We start from the raw sequence: 22,343 nt of genomic DNA on the forward strand, positions 1-22,343 counted from the left end.
AATCGTTAGCTTTGTTTTACTGGCGTTTTTACGGCTGCACGCTTCCCAAACCAATAGCCCAAGCCAAGCGGTGCAAAGAATATAACGGCAATGAACAGAATAAAGTAGATGATGGTACTTTTGACAAGTTCAATCAGCTTAGTCATGGCGAGATTCACAACCTCTTGCGACACTCGATCCATATCTTGAGCAAACTTCTCGCGCTCATGGGTAATGATCTGTGCGATTTCTTGACGTTCTCTGGCAACCATCAGCTCTATAGCTTGGCGTTCTTCACCCAACTGAGATAAACGCGCCTCCGTCCTTTGATCGATATCGTCAACCAAAGGTTGTAACTCCAGCGCCATTTGTTCTGCCAAATAACGCATGTACTCTGGGTTGTTATCGATAAAATCCCTCATCGAATCAGCGGTAACTTGCAAACTATTGAGCGCCGCATTGACTTTTTCGATACTGGCAGAGCTATTCAAGGCCAACAACTGCGCTTTCCACGTCATAATTTTTGGTGTCTGTTCTGATACCAGACTTAGACGATCAGAGACATCCCCAAGTGCTTCTGGCATCGTGCCTAGCGTTGTAACGGCTTCCTCTTCGCTAATTTGGTTTGCATCTAACCACCCACGGTAAGCCGGAGTCCTAATCATGCTTAAATCAGCGAATGGATGCTGCTTGGCGAACTCTGCAACAAACGTTTGTGTCTTGATGTATGCTTCTTTCTTCAATAAAGATTGAGCCAGTTTATCTACCTCTTTCGCTAAATAAACGGAAACTAACTTGGCCTCACCGGACGCAAAGAGCTCATTACCAGAAGCGGTAGTAAAGAACTGTTCCATTTGTAGCGTGAAAGTCCATGTATCAATCAGTGCAGCCATTGGGGACACTTGATACGCAGAAGCTTGGATGCCCTCTTCAGCATTTATCTTCCAAAGTAAAATATAAGATTGATGAACTTTATCATGAGGATCATATTGTTCGTGTAGTGCATCTGCTGCTTGCTCAACCTGAGCAAAAAACTGCTGCGCATACTCACGAGTCAAAAGACGCATATTGAGCTCTTGTTTGGTAAGAGGGACGGTTTGACTCTCGATCTTGACTTCGAGCAGGGAGCACCCTGAAAGCATCATAACCAGCCCTATCAACATCATTGAAGACATTCGGCGAACGGACATGAAAACACCTTTAACAAATTGTATAGAACAGGAATAAAGCGAACTAAGTCATATAGTTCGAGCCTTTATTACCTCAACTCTTATGACATTAAGTCAGAGCAATATCAATCTGTTAGCGCTTCTGTTATCTTTTCACTATTGAGAACATTATTAGCAAAAAGTATGGTTTGTTTTAGGACATCATCTAAACATGCCAACTTCTCTTCCGGCACTTTTTGCCCTTGTTTAATCAACAGTTCAATATCACCCGAAATACAGTGCAATGGCATTGCACCTAAACTCCCTGAGACCCCTTTAAGACTGTGTGCGGCTCTTTGCGCTTGCTCTTTATCCTCTTCTAACAGCTGATACATTTTAGTGCCATCGCCAGAGTGATCCTGAATAAAGACCTCCAGTAACATCCGCACAGCGCCCTCGTCACCAGACAGAGAATCTAACATTTTATTGATATCTATGTACGGCTCACGTTCCACTACTTCCACTTGTGATGAATTCACCTCATTACAACTTTCTTCGTTCATTTGGACGTTTTGAAAATTTTCTGACTGAGCTGAGGGAACAGCGTTAGCTCCATTTTTATCATCGCCAACTTGCTCTGACTTTTTATCATCGGTTCTGGGTAGTGGTATCGGTTGAATCGTTTTTGGGGAGAAGGCTCCCCATGAAATGAGGAAAAGGAGCAAACCACTGATTACAGACAACCAAACAATAAAAGTCATTAGCTTCTGTTCCAACTGATCATTTATCGAAGTTAACTGGTTCGGGAAATCTGGATTAAGCAGGTGATTGGATAAATAACTGCCCTGTGCCTGAGCAGATAGTGCGCTTGAGGTTTGAGCAAGCTGGCGCTGAAGAGCGCTTCGCTCTTCGGGAGAGAGCGTCTCTGATTCAATAAAAAGTCGGTCTAAGTCACGGTAAGTATCGCTATTCGTTGCAGAGTCACTAAAGACAGACTCAAAAACAAGCGCACCTAAGCGATAGTACATTGCCTGAATTTGCTCAGAGTTTTCTGTTCGAGCACGGCTGCTTCGTAACTGTTCTGCTAACGAAACCAATTCACTGTCACTTCTCACAAAAGCTCGAGCACTTTCTAAAAATCGGTCGGTCGTATAAAGCAATTGAGTGATATCTGGTGTGATTTTCCCTTCAGAAAACTCACTTTCAAGCTGTAAGCGAACTGCATAAGCCAACTGAAGTTTCAGTGAAATTTGGTCGACGTGTTTAACACGGTAAGGCAGATCGAAGTTAAAAAAGTGCCTGACTTCTTCAACTTTACTTCCTAACTCATTTACAGTCGAAATCGTTTGAATCGTTTGTTTGGCTTGCAGCCAAATGCCAAGTGCTAAAACACACCACAAAACGAACCAGAACCAAACAAACCGCCGTATTCCTTCTTTTAGCTTCAGCAACACTTGCCCCTCGCATATCTCCATTAATTACAAGCATATACTATGGATGTTTCTTATTCACATAAAAAAAGAGAGCCGTTTGCTCTCTTTATTTAACGATATGATTTTAGTTGCGACTTAACTGATCTTTTAGATTTGGAGGCGTCCCTTTAATCGTTAAGGTATCCGTCTCTGGATCATAAAAAATACGCTCGCCAAGTAAGAGACTATCGAAGCTAATATTCAAACCACCACCAGCTCCAACAAATTTAGTCAGTTTGCGAACCGTCGCACGATCACCTGGGAAAGACTCTTCAAGTTCGTACCCTTGCTCTTTGGTGAAATCCATAAAGCTCGTGCCATCTTGGCTTTGAGGAAGCTCTCCGGAAAGCTCTGAGATTTGAACTTCATCACCGGATTTAATTTGCTCATTGCAGTAGTCGTAAACTTGTTTCTTGTACTCGTTCACTTCTTGCTTTTCTAGCTTCGAGTCAGCACAAAAATCATCCACCGCCTGCATCAACACTAAGTTTTGTTGTTTAGTATCTAAGCCAATATCCGCTTGCAGAAAATCTAGGAAGAAGTCCGCCACTTTACGGCCAACGCGTCCTTTAATGTATTGCAGATAACGATTGGATTCCTTGTCGGTCTCGTAGCTCGACAGGTCGATGCGTGCGGCAATATCCATTTTGGTGATATCTAAGTAATCTGTCGCACTGATGTCCAAACCTTCGGTCACTTTTAAACTCTGATTCATTGGTAAGATACCGATGAACAAGTAGTCCGTTGCTAAACTCTGATACTCTGCGAAAACCAAGATACCTTCATCCGCAAATGGGTACTTAATCAACTCTTCTTTCAAGCGATTTGCACTAATTTGTGAGAAGTCGTAAAAATCTCGCTCTCCTTTGCGCATTTCTTGAAGCCAAAATTGAAATTCGCTGTCTGACTGGAAAGCGCCAAAACCTTTACCAGCTTTAGAATGGAATACTCGGTGAAGCTCAGCGACTAAGTTTTCTGTAGATGCATCGTTCTCTAATGATGCTGGACGAAAGTTTACAACCAGCTCGTCCTGATCGTTTTTGCACAGTTGATGCAGAATAACGTTTGAAAGATGAAGACTCATAGTGATTTTATCTTGCTACAAGGTTTTAGTTGATGGGCATTGTAGGTTATCATAAGCCGCTTTTACTATCATTATTAGAGTCTTTATGCCGATTACATCTAAATATACTGACGAGCAAGTAGAAAAAATTCTTGCTGAAGTAGCAACAGTTCTTGAAAAACATGCTGCTTCTCCTGAGTTGACGCTAATGATTGCCGGAAATATCGCAACCAATGTCTTAAATCAACGTGTTGCTGCTTCACAACGCAAAGCGATTGCTGAAAAATTTGCTCAGGCGCTGATGTCTTCTTTAGAAACACCAAAAACACACTAATCACGGACAATAGAACACATACATGGTAGACAGCGGAAACTCATACGGCGAACGTGTATCTCGACTAGTTGGTTGGGGTCACTGGTTTGCATTCTTCAATATCGTTGCGTCGATGTTGATAGGCACACGCTACATTGTTCAGTCTCCTTGGCCCGAGACGTTACTTGGTCAGTTTTATCTGGCGGTTTCTTGGGTTGGTCACTTTGGCTTTCTAGTTTTCGCACTTTACTTGCTTGTTCTATTCCCGTTGACGTTTATCCTGCCATCGCGGAAATTGTTCCGTTTGGTGGCAGTGATTTTCGCAACCGTTGGGCAAACCATATTATTAATTGATACCCAAGCGTATCAGTCGATCAATTTGCACTTAACTCCCGTTGTCTGGGAGTTACTATTCAGCGAAGACAAAAGTGCGCTCAGCACTGACCTACAACATTTATTTGTTGTGATGCCGCTGATCTTCCTTATTCAACTCGCACTATCCGAATGGGTATGGCGAAAACAGCGCAAACTATCTCATAAGCACGTAGGACGCCCTCTCGCGGCCGTCTTTTTCCTCAGCTTTATGACCAGCCATTTGGTTTACATTTGGGCAGATGCGTATTTTTACAACCCAATTACTAGCCAGCGTTCAAACTTCCCTTTGTCTTACCCGATGACGGCGAAGAGTTTTATGGAAAAACATGGTCTACTTGACCGTGAGGAATACCTAAAACGTTTGGCAGAAAACGAAGGCAACGTAGAGTTAGTCAACTACCCTCTTGAAAAGCTTGAGTTTAACCGCCGAGTTAATAAGCTCAATGTGTTGATGATCAGCATAAACAATTTACGAGCGGATGCGCTGAACCAAGAAGAGATGCCTAACCTCTATGAGTTTGCTGAAAACAATCAGAACTTCCGTAATCATTACAGCTCAAGTAATGATACATACGGGGCCTTTGGTTTGTTCTATGGCTTACCGACCAGTTATGCATCAAGCATCAAGGCGCAAGGTGCTTCCCCAGTATTGCTCGATGTACTGAAAGATCAGGGCTACAACTTTGGTTTATTCAGTGGCAGTGGGTTTGAAGATGATCTCTACTCAGAAATTATTTTCCGCGACTTGAACTTAGCGGAAGACCTAGATGGCACGCAAGCTCATACCGATAAACAATCTATCGCAAACTGGAATACATGGTTAGCAGAGAAAGCAAGTCAGCCATGGTTTAGTTACATCGAAGTCACCACCGTTGATAATTTTGAATCGATTCCTTCAAATAATGACGAAGAAATGCCTGCAAGTGAGCGATTCAAAAAAGCTTATGAATATGCAGTGAAGTCGGCGGATAGAACTATCGCCGGTATTATTGATGAACTGGAAACGACGGGACAACTGACAAACACCATCGTAATCATCACTTCTAATCACGGTAGTGAATTTAACGAAACCAATACGAACAGCTGGGGAGCAAACAGCAACTACAGCCGTTATCAATTACAAGTTCCGATGGTGATCCATTGGCCTGGAATGCTGGCTGGCGAATTTAATCACAGCACAAGTCACTTGGACCTCTCAGTTACACTGTTGCAAGATATGCTCGGCGTATCTTCCAACCCATATGATTACAGTAGTGGTCGCAACCTATTCGATGAAAGTCGTCGTCGCTGGATCTTGGCGGGCGATACTCGCGAGCTTGCCTTAATTACTAGCTCACAAACCACAGTGATCGATAAGTTTGGCAACTACAAGCTGTATGACAAAAACTACAAACGACTTCGAGATGATGCACCGAAGTTGCCAGTTTTGATGCAAGGTTTAACTGAGTTACAGCGTTTTTATTCTAAAAACGATTAATACCTAGCAATCCATATACTATTCAAACTCCCCTTTTTGGGGAGTTTTTGTTTATTTCAACAACACAAACCACAAATTTGCGCAGTAAACATCCAATCAGTTCAACTAGGGGTTTACAACATTTTCAAAGCCTTATATTATGCGCCTCAACAACGGAGAGATGGCTGAGTGGTTGAAAGCACCGGTCTTGAAAACCGGCATACGTTAATAGCGTATCTAGGGTTCAAATCCCTATCTCTCCGCCACATTTAGAAAAAGCCCGCTAAGAAATTAGCGGACTTTTTCGCATCTCCAGACTTAAAAAGATTTGTACAAATCACTTATCACTTCTTGAACGCAACTAAGCACTCCACCACACTCAGAAAGAACCCACAAAAAATTAATGCCCTTTTCGTTCGTTCCAGTGTTGAATCAATTTGATATTTACGTCTAGTTGTATCTACTCATCAATAAAGACTTCTTTAGCGGCATTGATAAGCTGCAAATGGATTGGGACGAGGTCAGCATGATTCGTTCGATATCCACCTCCAACGACAGCTGCGACAGGGATACCTCGAGATTTCACTGTTTGCATTAAAAATCTATCACGTTCTAAGATCCCTTGCGTCGACACATCAAAATATCCAAGCTCATCGTCTTGATGTATATCGACACCAGCATCGTAGATAACTAAATCAGGGCGATGAAGATTAAGTGCCATATCGACCACTTCTTTAAACGCCATTAAAAAGTCCTCATCACCTGTTCCTCGCACCAAAGGCACATCGAGATCAGACTGAGGCTTCCTCGCTGGGAAGTTTTTATCACAGTGGAAAGAAAGCGTGATGATATCTGGCTCATCGTCACATAAAGTTGCTGTTCCATCCCCATGGTGAACATCACTATCAATGATCAATACTTTATCGACATGCTCGACTTCGAGCGCTTGCCTGGCCGCGATCACTAAGTCATTAAATAAACAAAAACCACTGCCAAACTCTTTGTGTGCGTGGTGATACCCACCACTCAAATGAATGGCCACACCGTACTCAAGTGCCTTTTTTGCGGTCAGAGCCGTGCCCGCTGCTGACGTTAGCGTTCTGGTAATGAGAGACTCACTCCAAGGAAAACCTATTCGGCGCATCTTCGCAGCTGGTATGTTTCCACTAACAAGTAACTCGACGTATTCCTCGTCATGAACACGTTTTACTTCCCCAACAGTTAATGCTTCGGGCTGGAAAAACTGCGTGTGCTCTTTCCAGTTATCTTTCTCTATATGCACCAATACCGATTCATAGAGGTACTGGTATTTCATAATTGGGTAACGATGCCCCTCTGGCAACTCAAGTTGAGAATAAATCGGGTGGTAGATAAATGGCAGCATGAGAAATTCTTAATAACAATGGTAACGAAATAGTATCAACTTAAAGGGTTGAATAAAACGCAATTTAATTGATAATGATTTTCAATATCAATTAAATTTAATATACATATGAATTCTACTTTCTTTGCTATTCTCGGCGCACTGTTTGGCTCTCTTTGTGCCCTGTCCCTATTTTCATCTCTTGTTGTTGGTGCGTGGTGGTTGGTTGATTTTATTGTGCTTAACTAACACAATGACTTTCAACTGAAATCAAAAAAACATAGGTGTTTGTATGAGTCAAACCGTCTTTATTACCGGAGCAAATCGCGGCATTGGCCTTAGCTTAACTGAGCTGTACCTGAAGCAAGGCCACCAAGTACATGCTACTAGCCGTTCCTTAGAGAACAGTTCAGAACTACAAACTCTAGCCTCACAATTCAGTAATTTGGTTTTGCACGAACTGGATGTCACTCACTACGAACAAGTCGCTAAGCTTGCCGATAAACTCCCTGCCATCGACTTACTCATCAATAATGCAGGATATTACGGCCCCAAGGGATATGGCTTTGGAAACACTGACGTAGAAGAATGGCGTAAAGCCTTCGAAGTAAACACCATTGCACCGTTAAAACTGGTTGAGCACTGTTACCCTCGCTTACAACAAGGCAAGATAAAAAAGATTGCTTGTATCTCATCAAAAGTGGGGAGCATGACCGAAAATACGTCCGGTGGCGGTTATATTTATCGCTCATCGAAAGCGGCGCTTAACTCGGTTGTGAAAAGCTTAAGTAATGATTTAACACCTGAAGGATTTACCGTTTTAGCGCTTCACCCTGGTTGGGTAAAAACGGCGATGGGCGGGCCAAATGCTTTGATAGATACGCAAACCTCCGCGCAAGGCCTAGCGAACGTGATAGAGCTGAGCACACCGCAGCTTTCAGGTCGATTTATTAACTACGATGGTACTGAGTTACCTTGGTAGCAGCATTAAGACACAACCATCACTAAACCAAATACCATCAAAGCCAGGCTTCATAATCGTGACTTGGTTGGCAAACATAATGTTCATCAGTGATCCACCAGCATAATTCACGCAATCTAACTTGAATTTATCTACATCCAATCCAGACTTAGGAAAAAGTAGAACAAATAAGGAGAAAGCACGATGGCAGCAGATAGGGATTTGGTTAATTTTAGCGAAGAGCACGAACTAAATTACTGCTTGAGAAGTGCTGGTAAACGCCAAACTCAAGCGAATCGAGATACATTAGTTGACTTGGGCAACCAGGTGAAAGAGGTACTGGACAAACGCGTGTTAACTCAAGGTGAAGTAAGAGGCGCGATCCAAAACCACGGTGACCTGTTCGAGTAATCTATTTTCAAGCATGCGCGGTGTTTAATTACACCGCGCTTGTCCTATGCCTGCTTACCTTTGGTTGCACGAGATTTAGTCGCGCCACCATTCTTTGAATAACTGCGCTTTTTACGTTTAAACGCAGGACGTTCCACCTTGGGTAAATGACGTAATGAATCAGGGATAGGGCCTGCTTTTACTTGTGCCATCAAGCTATCAATGCGTTGTTCCAGTGCTTGCATGAACGGCTGATATGCTTGATTTCTCTCTGCCATACCTTGTAACTGGTGCTCCCAATGAGCCGTCATATCAGGGTATGTTGAATCTTCTGGCAAGGCATGAATGAGACCTCTTCCCGCAGGAGAACTGAGAATTGACTTACCTTGACGCGTAAGCAGTTGGCGTTTGAACAGCGTGTCCAAAATACCAGCGCGAGTCGCTTCCGTGCCTAGCCCATCAGTGTCACGAAGGATTTTTTTCAGTTCTTTATCCGCAACGTAACGGGCGATCCCGGTCATCGCTTGCAACAGCGATGCTTCGGTAAAATGCTTTGGTGGCTCGGTTTTTCGGTCTTTTATTTCCCCTTCACGACAAGTTAACACGGTGCCTTCGGGTAGCGGTGGCACGGCATCAATACCTTCATCTTCCTTGTCAGTTTTGCCCATTAGCGCTTTCCAACCCGGCGAAACTAACTGACGACCTTTCGCGATAAACGTACCACCAGCGATATCGAAAACCAATTTCGCTTCTGCGTAAACCGCCGCCGGATAGAACTGCATGAGGTACTGGCGCGCAATCAATTGATACACTTTCATCTCATTGCCGGAAAGCGCATTCACATTAGCTTGCTTCGGTGTAGGGATAATCGCATGGTGCGCATCCACTTTTTTATCGTTCCAGGCTTTGGACTTTAATGTTAAGTCTGCTCCCTGAACGGCAACTTGCAACTCTTTTGCGTTATTCGCAATAGCAGTTGTCACCGTCCCTGCTTGTGAGTAGTGTTCCATCGGTAAATAGCGACAATCTGAACGCGGGTAAGTGATCAGCTTGTGCTTTTCATACAATGCCTGACAAGTATCTAGTACTTGTTGCGCACTCATACCATAGCGCTTCGCGGCATCGATCTGTAAAGCAGATAACGAATAAGGTAATGGTGCTGATTGCTTGGTTTGCTTTTGTTCCGACTCTGTCACTTTTGCGGGTTGATTTGCAATACGGTTTGCAACATTTTCTACCAACTTACGGTTTAATACTCGACCTTCTTCGTCCTGCCAAGGCTTACATGCCTCACTTGGCTTCCAACGAGCACGAATATCAAAAGTACCATTGGCATCTTGATATGGGATCAGAGCATGTAGGGTAAAATAGTCCTTCGGGACAAAGTTTTCGATTTCTTCATCACGACGCACCACTAAGCCAAGAACTGGCGTTTGCACTCGCCCTACCGAGAGAACACCTTGATACCCTGCTTTTTGACCAAGCAAGGTATAAGCACGAGACATGTTCATACCATACAGCCAATCAGCCCGAGAGCGGGCCAATGCTGAAACTGAAAGTGGGATAAACTCGCGATTACTGCGCATAGAACTGAGAGCACGTTTAACCGCAGGTAAGTTCAAGTCGGAAATCAACAAACGCTGTGTAGATTCCTTCTTGGTTTTAGATAACTTGCAATAGTCCAGAACTTCATCAACTAACAGCTGACCCTCTCGATCTGGGTCTCCTGCATGAATGACTTCGTTAGCTTCTTTGAGCAATTTACGAATCACTGTTAATTGCTTACTTGCACTTTTCCTCGGTCTGAGCTGCCATTGCTGCGGAACAATTGGTAAATCTGCCATATTCCACTTTTTATAACGCTCATCGTAAGCGTCGGGTTCGACTTGTTCGAGTAAGTGGCCGATACACCAAGTAACGATATCCCCGTTCCCACAGCGGATGAATCCTTGATCTTTCTTTTGAGGGTTTGGCAGTGCAGCGGCAATCGCACGGCCTAAACTTGGTTTTTCAGCAATAAACAGACGAGACATAACGTTTTGGAAATAAATATAATTAGGGCCACATTATCGAATGTAGCCCTAATAAATCAAGAAAAACTGTATAAATAAACAGTCAGTTTATTTAAGTTTTTAGTTATAGGAATTCAACAAACTGAGAAAGGTCACGCTCAGGAACTTTCATCGGTGTACAACCAGGCGTGCCTAAGTACAAGAAACCAACAATCTCATCGTCACCCTCTAAACCAAATGCTTGATGAACTTCTGGATGGAACATCCACTTACCTGAGCGCCAAAACCCTTGAAAGCCTTGCGCTACGGCTGCCATTTGCATCGCTTGTACAGCGCATCCCGCAGATAAGTGTTGCTCTAGTGCTGGTACTTTCTCATGTTCTGTTACTTTAGCAATCACCGTGATCACCATTGGTGCGCGAAATGGGGCATTCTTTACCTTTTCGACCACCGCTTCATCACTATTTTCAGCTTCTGCCGCTTTTACCAATATATCTGACAGTTTTTTCAAACCATCGCCCTGTGCGATAACGAAACGCCAAGGGGTTAATCCCGCATGGTCAGGCGCACGAAGGCCAGCACGAATGATGTTCTCAAGTGCTTTACCTTCTGGAGCAGGCGCGGATAACTTCGCGATAGATCGGCGATTGAGCAAAAGATCGAGAGCGTCCATGAAAGAATCCTTATTGAATATCGTTGTTATTTTGTTTACGCCACTTTAGCACAATCTGCTCCTGCGAATAACAACCGGTTTTCTGTGGGCTTGATAACGTGCTTCACTTAACATCAATCTGGGTTTAATGTTAATTTATTCGCGAAATGAATAAGTTGAACATAGGCAGGTTGATGAACAAGGACAAACAAAACAGCATTTACGAAAAGATCGTTAATGACGAAGATGCCCGTGCCTGTAAGGCGATTCCTGAATCAGCTTGTCATCAAGTTCCCGGCAACTTTCTTAAAATCATTCTCGCTCAGTTTTTAACGAAGGTCGGCGATGCGTTAATCAACCCTAAAGTCACGTTGCCGTGGATACTACAAAGTCTCGGGGCACCGGTTTATTTAATTGGTTGGCTGGTTCCTATTCGTGAGTCAGGATCCCTTATCCCACAACTTAGCATCGCGCACTACATCCGACGCATTCCAGTAAGAAAATGGGTCTGGGTAATTGGCAGCATCTTGCAGGCTCTTTCCATATTTGCAATCGGATTGGTCGCATTAACTCTAACAGGAGCAGCTGCGGGTTATGGTGTGATTGCATGTCTTGTGATCTTCAGCCTCTCACGCGGTTTAAATTCCGTCGCATCAAAAGATGTATTGGGCAAAACCATCCCTAAAAACCAACGAGGTCAAGTCAACGGCTGGTCTTCAAGCGCTGCTGGCCTGGTTACGCTGCTTTTCGCTAGCCTTCTGGCACTAGCCTGGTTATGGGACGTAGAGCCGACAGAGCGCTTTTACGGTCTGAGTTTAGGCTTAGCGGGCGTCATATGGCTCATCGCGGCATTAGTCTATGCGCGAATTAATGAGTATGCCGGTGAGGTAGACGGTGGTCGAAATGGCGTCCTCGAAGCATTTAAACAACTCGCGTTACTTAAGACAGACGTGACCTTTCGTCGATTCGTTATCACGCGGACACTATTTTTATGTTCTGCGCTGAGTGCACCGTACTACGTTGTGCTGGCACAGCAATCTCTGGGTGGACAGCTCTGGGTGCTAGCTCTCTTTATGTTTGCGAGTGGCTTAGCCTCCTTTGTGTCAGGTCCTTTCTGGGGAAGAATGTCCGATCGCTCTAGCCGCAGTGTGATGGTCATAGGCGCAATGATGAGCGCGCTACTTGGTGTTGTGTTATTTGTTTACGATACATGGGTCACCGCTAGCCAAAGCTTCCTATTCGTGATTCCTCTGCTTTACTTTTGTGTTTGTATTGCCCACGACGGAATACGAGTCGGACGAAAAACCTATTTAGTTGATATCGCAGAAGGTGACAAACGGACGAGCTATGTAGCCGTGAGTAACACAGTGGTTGGGATAATGCTGCTTCTAATGAGCTCTCTTGGTGTTATGTCGAACTTCTTGAGCCTTTCAGCTGTGGTGTTAGTGTTCTCTTTTATTACTTTTGCTGGCGTGGTAATGGCCAAACAACTGCCAGTTATCAGTGACTAGTTCTATACAAAAAAGCTGCGCTCAAAGCGCAGCTTTTATGGTAAACACACATTAAAAGGCTAGAGTTTTACCGCCAATTTAACACCTTGACGAATCGCACGCACAGCATCAAGTTCACCCGCATGGTCAGCTCCGCCAATGATATGAATCTTCTCTCCGAGTTCAGACCATTTATCTTCAAATGGACGAACAGACTCTTGCCCCGCACAAATGACGACTTTGTCCGCGTTCAATAATTGTTCTTTTCCATCTACATGAATGTGCAAACCTTGATCATCAATTTTATCGTAAGACACACCACCGACTAAATGTACGCCCCGTTTTTCAAGGGTACGTTTATGGATCCAACCTGTCGTTTTACCCGGACCTTTACCTACACGACCTTTACGACGCTGAAGTACCCAGACTTCTTTATCGCTAACCGCATCAGGGTAAGGGTATAAACCACCCGGCTGAGACATCTCCTTGTCGATTCCCCATTCATGCAACCAGTCATCCAACGTTTGTCCAACTGGCTCTGTGAGCATGGTCGCGACATCTACGCCAATGCCACCAGCACCAACGATAGCCACTTTCTCACCGACTGGCGTTTTGTCTCGAATGAGAGTTTGATAGTCGACGACTTTCTCTGGGTTATCAATTCCATCAATATTGACTTTACGTGGCTCAACACCCGATGCCATCACTATCTCATCGTACTCTGTGAGTAAGTCATAGTTCGCTTCCGTCGATAAGTGCAGATTCACGCCTGTTTCATCAATACGGTTAGCGAAATATCGTATCGTCTCTCGAAACTCTTCCTTACCAGGGATCTGCATCGCAAGACGGAACTGACCACCGATGCGGTCGTTCTTTTCGAACAAATCAACCTTATGGCCACGTTCAGCCAGTGTGGTCGCACAAGCCAAGCCCGCAGGTCCAGCACCAACAACTGCAATGTTTTTCTTTTTAAAGGCTGGTTCAACAACAATTTCGGTTTCATAGCACGCTAGAGGGTTCACTAAGCAACTGGCGCGCTTACCTTTAAACACGTTATCTAGACACGCCTGATTACAACCAATACACGTATTAATAAGCTGCGCTTTTTCCTGTTCGGCTTTAGCAACAAAGTAAGGATCGGCCAAGAATGGGCGCGCCATCGAAACCATGTCGGCATGACCTGAAGATAAAATACGTTCTGCTTCATCTGGCGTATTTATACGGTTGCAAGTGATAATAGGAACCGAAACGTGAGGTTTAACTTTTTCCGTAACCCATGTAAACGCACCGCGTGGTACTTGAGTCGCAATTGTCGGAATTCGAGCCTCATGCCAACCGATACCCGTATTAATAATCGTGACGCCAGCCTCTTCAAGTGCTTTCGCCAATTCGATAACGTCTTCAAAAGTGCTGCCCTGCTCGACAAGATCCAGCATAGAAAGACGGAAGATGATGATGAACTTGTCACCTACCGTCTTGCGTACCGCTTTAACAATTTCTAGCGGAAAACGCATACGTTTTTTATAGCTGCCACCCCATTCGTCGTAACGCATATTAGTACGTTTACATAAGAATTGGTTTATCAAGTAACCTTCCGAGCCCATTAACTCGACGCCATCATAACCAGCAAGCTGTGCTAACTCCGCACTATTAGCAAACGCGTCGATGGTTTTCTTTATCTGGCGGTCGCTCATTTCACTCGGAGCAAACTTTGCAATTGGCGCTTTAATGCCAGATGCACTTTGCGAGAATGGATGCATTGCATAACGCCCAGCATGGAGAATTTGCAACGCAATTTTACCACCGTGCTTGTGCACCGCTTCTGTCACAACTTTATGGGCTTTAGCATGTTTTGGCTTGCTGAATTCAGCACTCAACGGGTGTAAACGACCGCGTAAGTTAGGAGAAAAACCTCCGGTTACAATCAGTCCGACACCGCCTTTCGCGCGTTCTTCATAAAAAGCCGCGAGCTTCTGTAATCCTTCTTTGTGCTCTTCTAAGCCAGTGTGCATTGATCCCATCAGAACTCGGTTTCGTAATTGTGTGAAACCGAGGTCCAGTGGCTTTAATAGGTTTGGGTACATGGCAGACATCACTTAACATCCATTGTTATTATCATGGTCTGACCAGATTAAGCCTGCTCAACCAAAAAATCAAACAAGCGTTTACATTTTTGTAACACCGATCAATCTCGTGTGAAAATATGCCAATTGTTGAGTGGTCGTGATAAGCTAAAAAAATGTTATCTTTTGAGATCTTAGAGATAAGAACCCATACTTTGTTAGACTCGGCGTAACTATCTCGTTATGGAGACAAGATGAAAAAACTCTTCAAATTTATTGGTTTGATATTTAAAGGGATATGGAAAAGTATCACTTTCATCAGACTCGCACTGGCAAACCTAATTTTCTTGCTGATGATTGCCGTTTTCTACTTTGCCTTTACTTATACCGGAGACGGTCAACCTGTCGTCGAAAAAGAATCGGCATTGGTGATGAACCTTTCAGGCCCAATTGTCGAACAAAGACGTTATGTAAACCCAATGGACTCTTTTGCTGGTTCCCTTTTGGGTAATGAGCTACCGAAAGAAAACGTCCTTTTCGATATCGTTGATACTATTCGCTACGCGAAAGACGATCCTAAAGTGTCTGGATTAGTGCTAGCACTGCGAGACATGCCAGAAACAAATCTCACGAAACTACGTTACATCGCGAAAGCGTTGAACGAATTTAAAGCATCAGGCAAACCCGTTTACGCCGTAGGTGATTTCTACAACCAAAGCCAATATTACTTGGCAAGTTACGCCGATAAAGTTTATCTGGCACCTGATGGTGGTGTATTGATTAAAGGTTACAGCGCTTACTCAATGTACTACAAAACGTTACTTGAAAAGCTTGACGTTTCTACTCATGTTTTTCGCGTAGGTACTTATAAATCCGCTATCGAACCTTTTATTCGTGATGACATGTCCGATGCGGCGAAAGAGTCAGCAACACGTTGGGTTACTCAATTATGGAGTGCTTTTGTTGATGACGTAACAACAAACCGAAACATTGATGCGAAAGTGCTTAATCCAACCATGGATGAGCTGATTAACGAGATGAAGTCTGTAAATGGCGATATTGCTCAGCTCGCAGTCAAATTGGGGCTAGTGGATGAACTCGCGACACGCCAAGACATTCGCACTCTATTTGCAAAACAGTTTGGTAGCGACGGCAAAGACAGCTACAACGCGATTGGTTACTACGACTACCTTGCAACGATTCGTCCCGATTACACACTACCTCAACACGACATCGCCGTTGTTCTAGCCAGTGGCGCGATTATGGACGGTCAACAACCTCGCGGAACTGTTGGTGGTGACACGGTCGCAAGCTTGCTGCGTCAAGCACGCAATGATGAAAAAGTGAAAGCGGTCGTGTTACGAGTAGATAGTCCAGGAGGCAGTGCCTTTGCTTCTGAAGTGATTCGTAACGAAGTAGAAGCTCTGAAGCAAGCAGGTAAGCCGGTTGTTGTATCCATGTCGAGTTTGGCCGCTTCTGGTGGTTATTGGATTTCAATGAGCGCAGACAAAATCGTTGCTCAGCCAACAACCCTGACGGGCTCCATTGGTATATTTAGTGTCATCACCACGTTTGAAAAAGGCTTTAGCAAGTTAGGTATTAATACTGATGGCGTTGGCACATCGCCGTTCTCAGGTGACGGTATTACCACTGGCCTTTCTGAGGGCGCGTCTCAAGTGTTCCAGTTAGGTATCGAGCACGGTTACAAGCGCTTTATTTCTCTAGTTGGCGAGAATCGCGATATGTCTCTAGAGGAAGTTGACAAAGTTGCTCAAGGTCGAGTTTGGACTGGCCAAGATGCACTATCCTTTGGTCTTGTCGATCAAATGGGTGACTTTGATGATGCTGTAGAGCTAGCGGCGAAACTAGCGAACGTGACCGATTATGGCATTTACTGGGTAGAAGAGCCTCTTTCACCTACTGAACTATTTCTACAAGAGTTTATGAAACAGGTGAAAGTCTCTCTAGGTATTGATGCAACAAGCTTGCTACCAAAAAGTCTTCAACCCGTAGCTCAACAATTCGAACAAGACGCAAGCTTGCTCCAAAGCTTCAACGATCCTAAAGGTCAATACGCATTTTGTTTGAACTGCCAAGTGCAGTAGTTTTTCCATCAATATTACAAAGGGCACTTCTACTTGAAGTGCCCTTTTTATTAGGCTTTGCATCTCCTCAGATGACTTTCTGATGCTGTGCGTATAGCCTCGCATCTCAAGGTTATTTAGGTATATAATCCCCGCCTCTGTTCCCCTACACGAAAGAAAAAACGATGACTAGAAAACACATCTACATCGCTTACACCGGTGGTACCATCGGAATGCAAAAATCCGACCACGGCTATGTGCCTGTTGCTGGCTTTATGGAAAAGCAATTAGCAAGCATGCCCGAATTCCATCGTCCTGAAATGCCGGATTACACCATCCACGAATACGACCCTCTGATTGACTCATCAGATATGACACCTGCTGACTGGCAGCAGATTGCGAATGATATTCGTGACAACTATGACAAATACGATGGTTTCGTTATCCTACATGGTACTGACACCATGGCGTACACAGCGTCCGCATTGTCTTTCATGCTTGAAAACCTTGGTAAGCCAGTGATTGTAACGGGTTCACAAATCCCTCTCGCAGAGCTGCGTTCTGACGGCCAAGCAAACCTGTTAAACGCGCTACATATTGCGGCAAACTACCCGATCAACGAAGTAACTTTGTTCTTCAATAATCAATTGATGCGTGGTAACCGCAGCACAAAATCTCATGCAGACGGTTTTAATGCCTTTACTTCACCAAACCTTCCTCCACTATTGGAAGCTGGGATCAATATTCAAGTTAGCAACAGCGTAACCGTTGGTGCACAACCAGAAGGTGAGTTTAAGGTTCACAACATCACGCCACAACCAATCGGTGTGATCACCATGTACCCTGGTATTTCACACGAAGTTATCCGCAACACGCTTCGTCAGCCCGTGAATGCGATGATTCTTCTGACTTTTGGTGTCGGCAATGCTCCTCAAAACCCTGAGCTGCTTGGTCACCTGAAAGAAGCCTCTGAGCGCGGCGTTATTGTCGTAAACCTAACTCAGTGTTTGGCAGGTAAAGTGAATATGGGCGGATATGCCACAGGTTGTGCGCTCGCAGACTCTGGTGTTATCAGTGGCTTTGACATGACGCCCGAAGCGGCGCTGGCAAAACTACACTACCTTCTAAGCCAAAACCTTTCTTACGAAGAAGTAAAAGAGAGAATGCAACAAGTACTGCGTGGTGAAATGAGCCTGTAAGTTCAAGCTTTCTGCGATCTAAAAAGCCCAATACAATTTGGGCTTTTTTCTTTCAAAATCAATATAATAAAATTTTGAGAAATAAGGCGTAAGGATTAATCAATGTTCGGATTGACACGAACAATATCGCTCTCTTCTCCGCTGAATTGTTTTTTAAGCTCTTGTTTTGATTTAAAACTGATTTCACCACCGGCTGCAACCGTCATATGCTGCGCATCAGTATTATGTTTTGATTGATACAACATCACAGCTTGCATACACGAATCTCGCTGCTCTTTAGAAAGTGTTGTACCCTCAGGCCATCTTCCCGTTTCTACTGCATAGACTAAGCGATCATAAACTTCTGGAGTCATCGCTTGTAATAGTTGTTCTGCGTCCATAGTGTACCTTCTTATTACATTCTATTTACAGAACATAACGGGTTAAGAAACTGAGTCAAGAATACGAAAATGAATTGGTGTAACGGATCACAAGCAAAGCCATGAAAAGAACAAACTGGTTACTTCTCAGCCTCGCATGTTTTGTGCTATCGGGCTGTTTTGAAGGTAACGTGACAACCGAAGAGTTGTGCCAAAAAACACCAGAACTGCGTTGCGAGCAGCTCAATATGGATGACGGCCAATGTCGAATTCCAAGAACAAATTTGGTTTGGCATCGGTTTGAGCAATTGAAAAACCCATCGGAAGCAAACCAAATCATCGAATACGGTCTGGTCGCTGAATATAGGAAATGCTTAGAACTCGCCTCCCAGATCACCCCTATTGATCAAAGTGCTCTCAAAAGACAACGCTTTAATGCATTGGTAAACAGTATTGATGAGCTAGAGCGCATCGTAAACGAGTTAAAAGGCTCAGAAGACCCGGCTACTTTGTATTTCTTATGGTCTCAAACGGGAGATACTCAAGCTCGGCGCGCATTTTTACAAATGGAAGGGTCTCCCCAATTAAATAATGCTGAGATGCAATATGCATTAGCCACTTTTTATACCAACCGAGATACCAAGAAAACCCTGGAGCTTCTTAATAACGCGTTGTCTTTATCTGATGAAGACAACATCAATCCGGTCATTCTCAAGTCAATGGCAAGTATTCATCAGGGGCTTGGAGACAAAGAGCAAGCGTATCTATGGGCAATGGTCGCGAAGAGATTCGACGTACCGCTTGCTGATGAAAAGCAGCTCCAACGTATGTTCAATTTCAGTCATCCAGAGCGATATAAGCAGTTGGATGAATTAGCCGAATCGGTGGCGAAAGCCATAGAGAAAGGTATCTATTCCCCAGCAATGATACCCAGTGAGATATAAACGAAAAACTCCCGCAATGAGCGGGAGTTTTTATTTAAGTCGAGCGACACTCAGATCACTGTTGAGCATGAATCATCCTGAAAGGATAAAACAATCTCGAGCACAATTTTGTCGTTATTATTCTGATTTGTTGAAAATTAACGACACAGAATTAACACAAAAACGCTCTCCTGTGGTCTGTGGGCCATCTTCAAAAACGTGCCCTAGATGGCTATCACACGTTGCACAACGAATCTCTGTACGTACCATTCCGTGACTTAGATCTTCTAAATAACGCACCGCTTGATCGTTGATAGGCGCATCAAAACTTGGCCATCCGCAGCCAGAGTCATACTTGTTATCAGAGACAAAGAGAGGGGCATTACAACAAGTACAAGCATAAACACCAGTTTCCTTATTATGCAGTAGCTTACCGCTGAAAGGAGGCTCTGTACCTTGCTCTCGGCAAACACGGAACTCTTCATCAGACAGTTGCTCACGCCACTGTTCATCTGACTTCGTCACTTTTTTCCCGCTTTGTTCCACGACTTTCGGCTCCTTATTTACTGTTCTTGGTATTGACTTTTTTAGCAAAAAACTTGCTTCTCTTAACAGTTGTAGCACATACTTTCTCACCAGGACACCATGCGTAATTAATTTGATAAGAGCACTTATCTCACCAGTTATATTACGCCAACTGGGCTACAGAAGAATCAGTTAAAAGTTTAAAAAACGTACATTTGCAAAGAATTGTTAAAAAAAGCGTCGCTTTTTTTTGACTTTAAACAAGTTAAGTCCGATTATCACTTGCAGATGTTTACTGGATTCTGTAATTTTACTACCAGTTATCTTTAATCAGAAATTAAGTTGTGGAGCAACTATAATGACTATCAAAGTAGGTATTAACGGTTTTGGCCGTATCGGTCGTTTCGTATTCCGTGCAGCGCAAGAGCGCAACGACATCGAAGTAGTAGGTATTAACGACCTTATCGATGTAGATTACATGGCATACATGCTTAAGTATGACTCAACTCACGGCCGTTTCAACGGTACTGTTGAAGTTGAAGGCGGTAACCTAATCGTTAACGGTAAAACTGTACGTGTTACTGCAGAGCGCAACCCTGAAGACCTAAAATGGGACGAAATCGGTGTTGACGTTGTAGCTGAAGCAACTGGTCTTTTCCTAACTGACGAGACTGCACGTAAGCACATCACTGCTGGCGCGAAAAAAGTTGTACTAACTGGTCCTTCTAAAGACGCTACTCCAATGTTCGTTAACGGCGTAAACTTCGACACTTACGCTGGTCAAGACATCGTTTCTAACGCTTCTTGTACTACTAACTGTCTAGCGCCTATCGCTAAAGTTCTTAACGACAAGTTCGGTATCGAATCTGGTCTTATGACTACAGTTCACGCAACTACAGCAACTCAAAAAACTGTAGATGGTCCTTCTGCTAAAGACTGGCGCGGTGGTCGTGGTGCTTCTCAAAACATCATCCCATCTTCAACTGGTGCTGCTAAAGCTGTAGGCGTTGTACTTCCAGAAGTAAACGGCAAACTAACTGGTATGGCTTTCCGCGTACCAACTGCTAACGTTTCTGTAGTTGACCTAACTGTTAACCTAGTTAACGGTGCTTCTTACGAAGACATCTGTAAAGCGATGAAAGAAGCTTCTGAAGGCGAACTAAAAGGCGTTCTAGGCTACACTGAAGATGCAGTTGTATCTCAAGACTTCATCGGCGAAGTTTGCACTTCAGTATTCGATGCTAAAGCTGGTATCGCGCTAACTGACAAATTCGTTAAGGTTGTATCTTGGTACGACAACGAAATCGGTTACTCAAACAAAGTTCTAGACCTAATCGCTCACATCTCTAAGTAATTAGAAAGTTAGCAATTAGCGAATAACTTCGTTAAAGAAAAGGCGGCTCTAGAGTCGCCTTTTTTGTATCTGGAATTTGAGAGAATGCAGGCTCGATGTTGCATTTAATGTGCGAAGCGCGTCTAAAAGCTCTCCCCAGCGATAGGAAACTACACATGGATTTAAAAACTCTCCCAGCCCTAACGGTGCTATCTGATAACGTCACTATCGTTGAAGTTGATCAGATAAAAATCGTCCGCGTGATTCATGACAAAGCAACGGCAGGCATCTCGCTACACGGTGGTCATGTCGTGTCGTTCACGCCTAAAGGTCAAGAAGATCTGATCTGGATGAGCGAAAAAGCTGTCTTCGATGGTAAAGCTGCTCTTCGCGGTGGTATTCCGGTTTGTTGGCCTTGGTTTGGGCGTATTGCTGCTCCAGCTCACGGCTTTGCCCGCACCGCAGAATGGGAGTTGGTTGAACATCGTGAGAACCATAACGGTGTGATTGTTGAACTTGCTCTGTTCCCGACAGAAGAAATCCACGATATTTGGCCCCATATGTTTGACGCTCGTTTGGTGATTGAAGTGGGCGATGAGCTAAAAGTGACGCTCAAAGTCATGAACATTGATGACGAGGCTTGGACCTTCTCTGGCGCATTACATACTTACCTAAACGTTGGAGACATTAAGCAAGCACAAACGACAGGCATGGGTGCCGAGTACATTGATAGCTTGAAAACTGATGCGGTATGCCAAGGTGGTAATGTTCTACAACTAACTGACACCATTGATCGCGTTTACACGCAACCAGAAGCGAAAATTTTGGTAAAAGACCCGGTATTGGATCGTACGCTAAGCGTACACAACCAAGGCCACAACTCAGCAGTATTATGGAACCCTTGGGCAGAAGGTGCGCAAAGCATGGGTGACATGGCTGACGATGGTTATCAAACCATGTTGTGTGTGGAGTCTGCTGTTCATGCACCAAGTATTGAGCAAGGTCAAACCCTCCAACCAGGTGAGACACATGAACTTGTCACTGTCATTTCAGCGCAGTAAGAATCACCATATAAAGGCCGGGATACCCGGCTTTTTTTGTAATAAAAGCTCTGCCTAGATGGTCCTATCTTTACTAACTTATTGGTTACTGGTCACTTTTGACGGTTTCATTAATAAATATC

The 22,343-nt window shown here is 44.1% G+C and carries 19 protein-coding genes and 1 tRNA gene; 11 read left to right on the forward strand and 9 right to left on the reverse strand.

What is annotated here, in order from left to right:
• Window positions 1-5 precede the first annotated feature (5 nt).
• From R7Z78_RS09555 to yejK, 3 genes are all read right to left on the reverse strand, one after another.
• The gene (locus R7Z78_RS09555; RefSeq protein WP_104975507.1) at window positions 6-1,169 is read right to left on the reverse strand and encodes a chemotaxis protein; all 1,164 of its coding nucleotides are present in this window, start codon (window positions 1,167-1,169) and stop codon (window positions 6-8) included.
• A 104-nt stretch (window positions 1,170-1,273) separates the two neighbouring features.
• Window positions 1,274-2,602, reverse strand: coding sequence for an Hpt domain-containing protein (locus tag R7Z78_RS09560; protein WP_081008332.1), 1,329 nt, complete (start codon window positions 2,600-2,602; stop codon window positions 1,274-1,276).
• 82 nt (window positions 2,603-2,684) lie between these two features.
• Complete coding sequence (yejK, locus tag R7Z78_RS09565) at window positions 2,685-3,683, reverse strand: nucleoid-associated protein YejK (RefSeq protein ID WP_005380723.1); 999 nt, start codon at window positions 3,681-3,683, stop codon at window positions 2,685-2,687.
• A gap of 85 nt (window positions 3,684-3,768) precedes the next feature.
• Here yejK and R7Z78_RS09570 point away from each other — a divergent pair, with 85 nt between their 5' ends.
• The 3 genes from R7Z78_RS09570 (at window position 3,769) to R7Z78_RS09580 (ending at window position 6,072) form a co-directional block, all read left to right on the forward strand.
• A complete protein-coding gene (locus R7Z78_RS09570; protein ID WP_005380722.1) occupies window positions 3,769-3,996 on the forward strand; it encodes a YejL family protein in 228 nt (75 codons plus the stop codon).
• Between the two features lie 22 nt (window positions 3,997-4,018).
• On the forward strand, window positions 4,019-5,827 hold the full coding sequence (locus tag R7Z78_RS09575) for a DUF3413 domain-containing protein (protein ID WP_005380721.1): 1,809 nt from the start codon (window positions 4,019-4,021) through the stop codon (window positions 5,825-5,827).
• 154 nt (window positions 5,828-5,981) lie between these two features.
• Window positions 5,982-6,072, forward strand: a tRNA-Ser gene (locus R7Z78_RS09580).
• A 194-nt stretch (window positions 6,073-6,266) separates the two neighbouring features.
• Here the strand turns inward: R7Z78_RS09580 and R7Z78_RS09585 are convergent.
• On the reverse strand, window positions 6,267-7,190 hold the full coding sequence (locus R7Z78_RS09585; RefSeq protein ID WP_104975508.1) for a histone deacetylase: 924 nt from the start codon (window positions 7,188-7,190) through the stop codon (window positions 6,267-6,269).
• A gap of 271 nt (window positions 7,191-7,461) precedes the next feature.
• On the opposite strand from R7Z78_RS09585, the gene R7Z78_RS09590 reads away from it, so the two are divergent.
• Window positions 7,462-8,151, forward strand: a complete 690-nt coding sequence (locus R7Z78_RS09590) for an SDR family oxidoreductase (RefSeq protein ID WP_017635826.1) — start codon at window positions 7,462-7,464, stop codon at window positions 8,149-8,151.
• Between the two features lie 183 nt (window positions 8,152-8,334).
• On the forward strand, window positions 8,335-8,541 hold the full coding sequence (locus R7Z78_RS09595; RefSeq protein ID WP_005380717.1) for a hypothetical protein: 207 nt from the start codon (window positions 8,335-8,337) through the stop codon (window positions 8,539-8,541).
• Window positions 8,542-8,585: 44 nt separating this feature from the next.
• Here R7Z78_RS09595 and R7Z78_RS09600 read toward each other — a convergent pair whose 3' ends face one another.
• Window positions 8,586-10,553, reverse strand: coding sequence for a DNA topoisomerase III (locus tag R7Z78_RS09600; protein WP_104975509.1), 1,968 nt, complete (start codon window positions 10,551-10,553; stop codon window positions 8,586-8,588).
• A gap of 103 nt (window positions 10,554-10,656) precedes the next feature.
• The gene (locus R7Z78_RS09605) at window positions 10,657-11,205 is read right to left on the reverse strand and encodes an NAD(P)H nitroreductase (protein WP_005380711.1); all 549 of its coding nucleotides are present in this window, start codon (window positions 11,203-11,205) and stop codon (window positions 10,657-10,659) included.
• 173 nt (window positions 11,206-11,378) lie between these two features.
• On the opposite strand from R7Z78_RS09605, the gene R7Z78_RS09610 reads away from it, so the two are divergent.
• Window positions 11,379-12,695, forward strand: coding sequence for an MFS transporter (locus R7Z78_RS09610; RefSeq protein WP_104975510.1), 1,317 nt, complete (start codon window positions 11,379-11,381; stop codon window positions 12,693-12,695).
• A 59-nt stretch (window positions 12,696-12,754) separates the two neighbouring features.
• Here the strand turns inward: R7Z78_RS09610 and R7Z78_RS09615 are convergent, their stop codons facing one another.
• Window positions 12,755-14,767 carry an NADPH-dependent 2,4-dienoyl-CoA reductase gene (locus R7Z78_RS09615; protein ID WP_053306674.1) on the reverse strand — a complete coding sequence of 671 codons (2,013 nt, stop codon included), beginning with the start codon at window positions 14,765-14,767 and terminating at the stop codon, window positions 12,755-12,757.
• Between the two features lie 224 nt (window positions 14,768-14,991).
• Between R7Z78_RS09615 and sppA the strand changes: the two genes are divergently transcribed.
• Both sppA and ansA read left to right on the forward strand, forming a co-directional pair.
• On the forward strand, window positions 14,992-16,842 hold the full coding sequence (gene sppA, locus R7Z78_RS09620) for a signal peptide peptidase SppA (protein ID WP_005380705.1): 1,851 nt from the start codon (window positions 14,992-14,994) through the stop codon (window positions 16,840-16,842).
• A gap of 164 nt (window positions 16,843-17,006) precedes the next feature.
• Window positions 17,007-18,020 (forward strand): asparaginase, encoded by a 1,014-nt coding sequence (ansA, locus tag R7Z78_RS09625; protein WP_017635822.1) that lies wholly within the window; start codon window positions 17,007-17,009, stop codon window positions 18,018-18,020.
• Between the two features lie 95 nt (window positions 18,021-18,115).
• Here the strand turns inward: ansA and R7Z78_RS09630 are convergent, their stop codons facing one another.
• Window positions 18,116-18,400: a YeaC family protein gene (locus R7Z78_RS09630; protein ID WP_005380700.1), complete on the reverse strand. Its 285-nt coding sequence runs from the start codon at window positions 18,398-18,400 to the stop codon at window positions 18,116-18,118.
• A 101-nt stretch (window positions 18,401-18,501) separates the two neighbouring features.
• Here R7Z78_RS09630 and R7Z78_RS09635 point away from each other — a divergent pair, with 101 nt between their 5' ends.
• Window positions 18,502-19,323 carry a DUF2989 domain-containing protein gene (locus tag R7Z78_RS09635; RefSeq protein WP_104975511.1) on the forward strand — a complete coding sequence of 274 codons (822 nt, stop codon included), beginning with the start codon at window positions 18,502-18,504 and terminating at the stop codon, window positions 19,321-19,323.
• Window positions 19,324-19,440: 117 nt separating this feature from the next.
• Here R7Z78_RS09635 and msrB read toward each other — a convergent pair whose 3' ends face one another.
• Entirely contained in the window at window positions 19,441-19,848 is a 408-nt protein-coding gene (gene msrB, locus R7Z78_RS09640; RefSeq protein WP_005380698.1) for a peptide-methionine (R)-S-oxide reductase MsrB, read from the reverse strand.
• Window positions 19,849-20,185: 337 nt separating this feature from the next.
• Here msrB and gap point away from each other — a divergent pair, with 337 nt between their 5' ends.
• Window positions 20,186-21,181: a type I glyceraldehyde-3-phosphate dehydrogenase gene (gene gap, locus R7Z78_RS09645; RefSeq protein WP_005380697.1), complete on the forward strand. Its 996-nt coding sequence runs from the start codon at window positions 20,186-20,188 to the stop codon at window positions 21,179-21,181.
• A gap of 155 nt (window positions 21,182-21,336) precedes the next feature.
• A complete protein-coding gene (locus R7Z78_RS09650; RefSeq protein WP_104975512.1) occupies window positions 21,337-22,221 on the forward strand; it encodes a D-hexose-6-phosphate mutarotase in 885 nt (294 codons plus the stop codon).
• Window positions 22,222-22,343: the final 122 nt, after the last annotated feature.

It is taken from the genome of Vibrio sp. 1167, from assembly GCF_033340375.1.
Lineage (GTDB): Bacteria > Pseudomonadota > Gammaproteobacteria > Enterobacterales > Vibrionaceae > Vibrio > Vibrio alginolyticus.

Coding starts and splice junctions, on each gene's coding strand:
- R7Z78_RS09605 (WP_005380711.1), bottom strand. CDS start 11,205: ATGGACGCTCTCGATCTTTTGCTCAATCGCCGATCTATCGCGAAGTTA.
- R7Z78_RS09555 (WP_104975507.1), bottom strand. CDS start 1,169: ATGTCCGTTCGCCGAATGTCTTCAATGATGTTGATAGGGCTGGTTATG.
- ansA (WP_017635822.1), top strand. CDS start 17,007: ATGACTAGAAAACACATCTACATCGCTTACACCGGTGGTACCATCGGA.
- sppA (WP_005380705.1), top strand. CDS start 14,992: ATGAAAAAACTCTTCAAATTTATTGGTTTGATATTTAAAGGGATATGG.
- yejK (WP_005380723.1), bottom strand. CDS start 3,683: ATGAGTCTTCATCTTTCAAACGTTATTCTGCATCAACTGTGCAAAAAC.
- R7Z78_RS09570 (WP_005380722.1), top strand. CDS start 3,769: ATGCCGATTACATCTAAATATACTGACGAGCAAGTAGAAAAAATTCTT.
- R7Z78_RS09585 (WP_104975508.1), bottom strand. CDS start 7,190: ATGCTGCCATTTATCTACCACCCGATTTATTCTCAACTTGAGTTGCCA.
- R7Z78_RS09600 (WP_104975509.1), bottom strand. CDS start 10,553: ATGTCTCGTCTGTTTATTGCTGAAAAACCAAGTTTAGGCCGTGCGATT.
- R7Z78_RS09595 (WP_005380717.1), top strand. CDS start 8,335: ATGGCAGCAGATAGGGATTTGGTTAATTTTAGCGAAGAGCACGAACTA.
- R7Z78_RS09630 (WP_005380700.1), bottom strand. CDS start 18,400: ATGGACGCAGAACAACTATTACAAGCGATGACTCCAGAAGTTTATGAT.
- R7Z78_RS09615 (WP_053306674.1), bottom strand. CDS start 14,767: ATGTCTGCCATGTACCCAAACCTATTAAAGCCACTGGACCTCGGTTTC.
- R7Z78_RS09560 (WP_081008332.1), bottom strand. CDS start 2,602: ATGGAGATATGCGAGGGGCAAGTGTTGCTGAAGCTAAAAGAAGGAATA.
- R7Z78_RS09610 (WP_104975510.1), top strand. CDS start 11,379: ATGAACAAGGACAAACAAAACAGCATTTACGAAAAGATCGTTAATGAC.
- R7Z78_RS09635 (WP_104975511.1), top strand. CDS start 18,502: ATGAAAAGAACAAACTGGTTACTTCTCAGCCTCGCATGTTTTGTGCTA.
- R7Z78_RS09590 (WP_017635826.1), top strand. CDS start 7,462: ATGAGTCAAACCGTCTTTATTACCGGAGCAAATCGCGGCATTGGCCTT.
- R7Z78_RS09650 (WP_104975512.1), top strand. CDS start 21,337: ATGGATTTAAAAACTCTCCCAGCCCTAACGGTGCTATCTGATAACGTC.
- gap (WP_005380697.1), top strand. CDS start 20,186: ATGACTATCAAAGTAGGTATTAACGGTTTTGGCCGTATCGGTCGTTTC.
- R7Z78_RS09575 (WP_005380721.1), top strand. CDS start 4,019: ATGGTAGACAGCGGAAACTCATACGGCGAACGTGTATCTCGACTAGTT.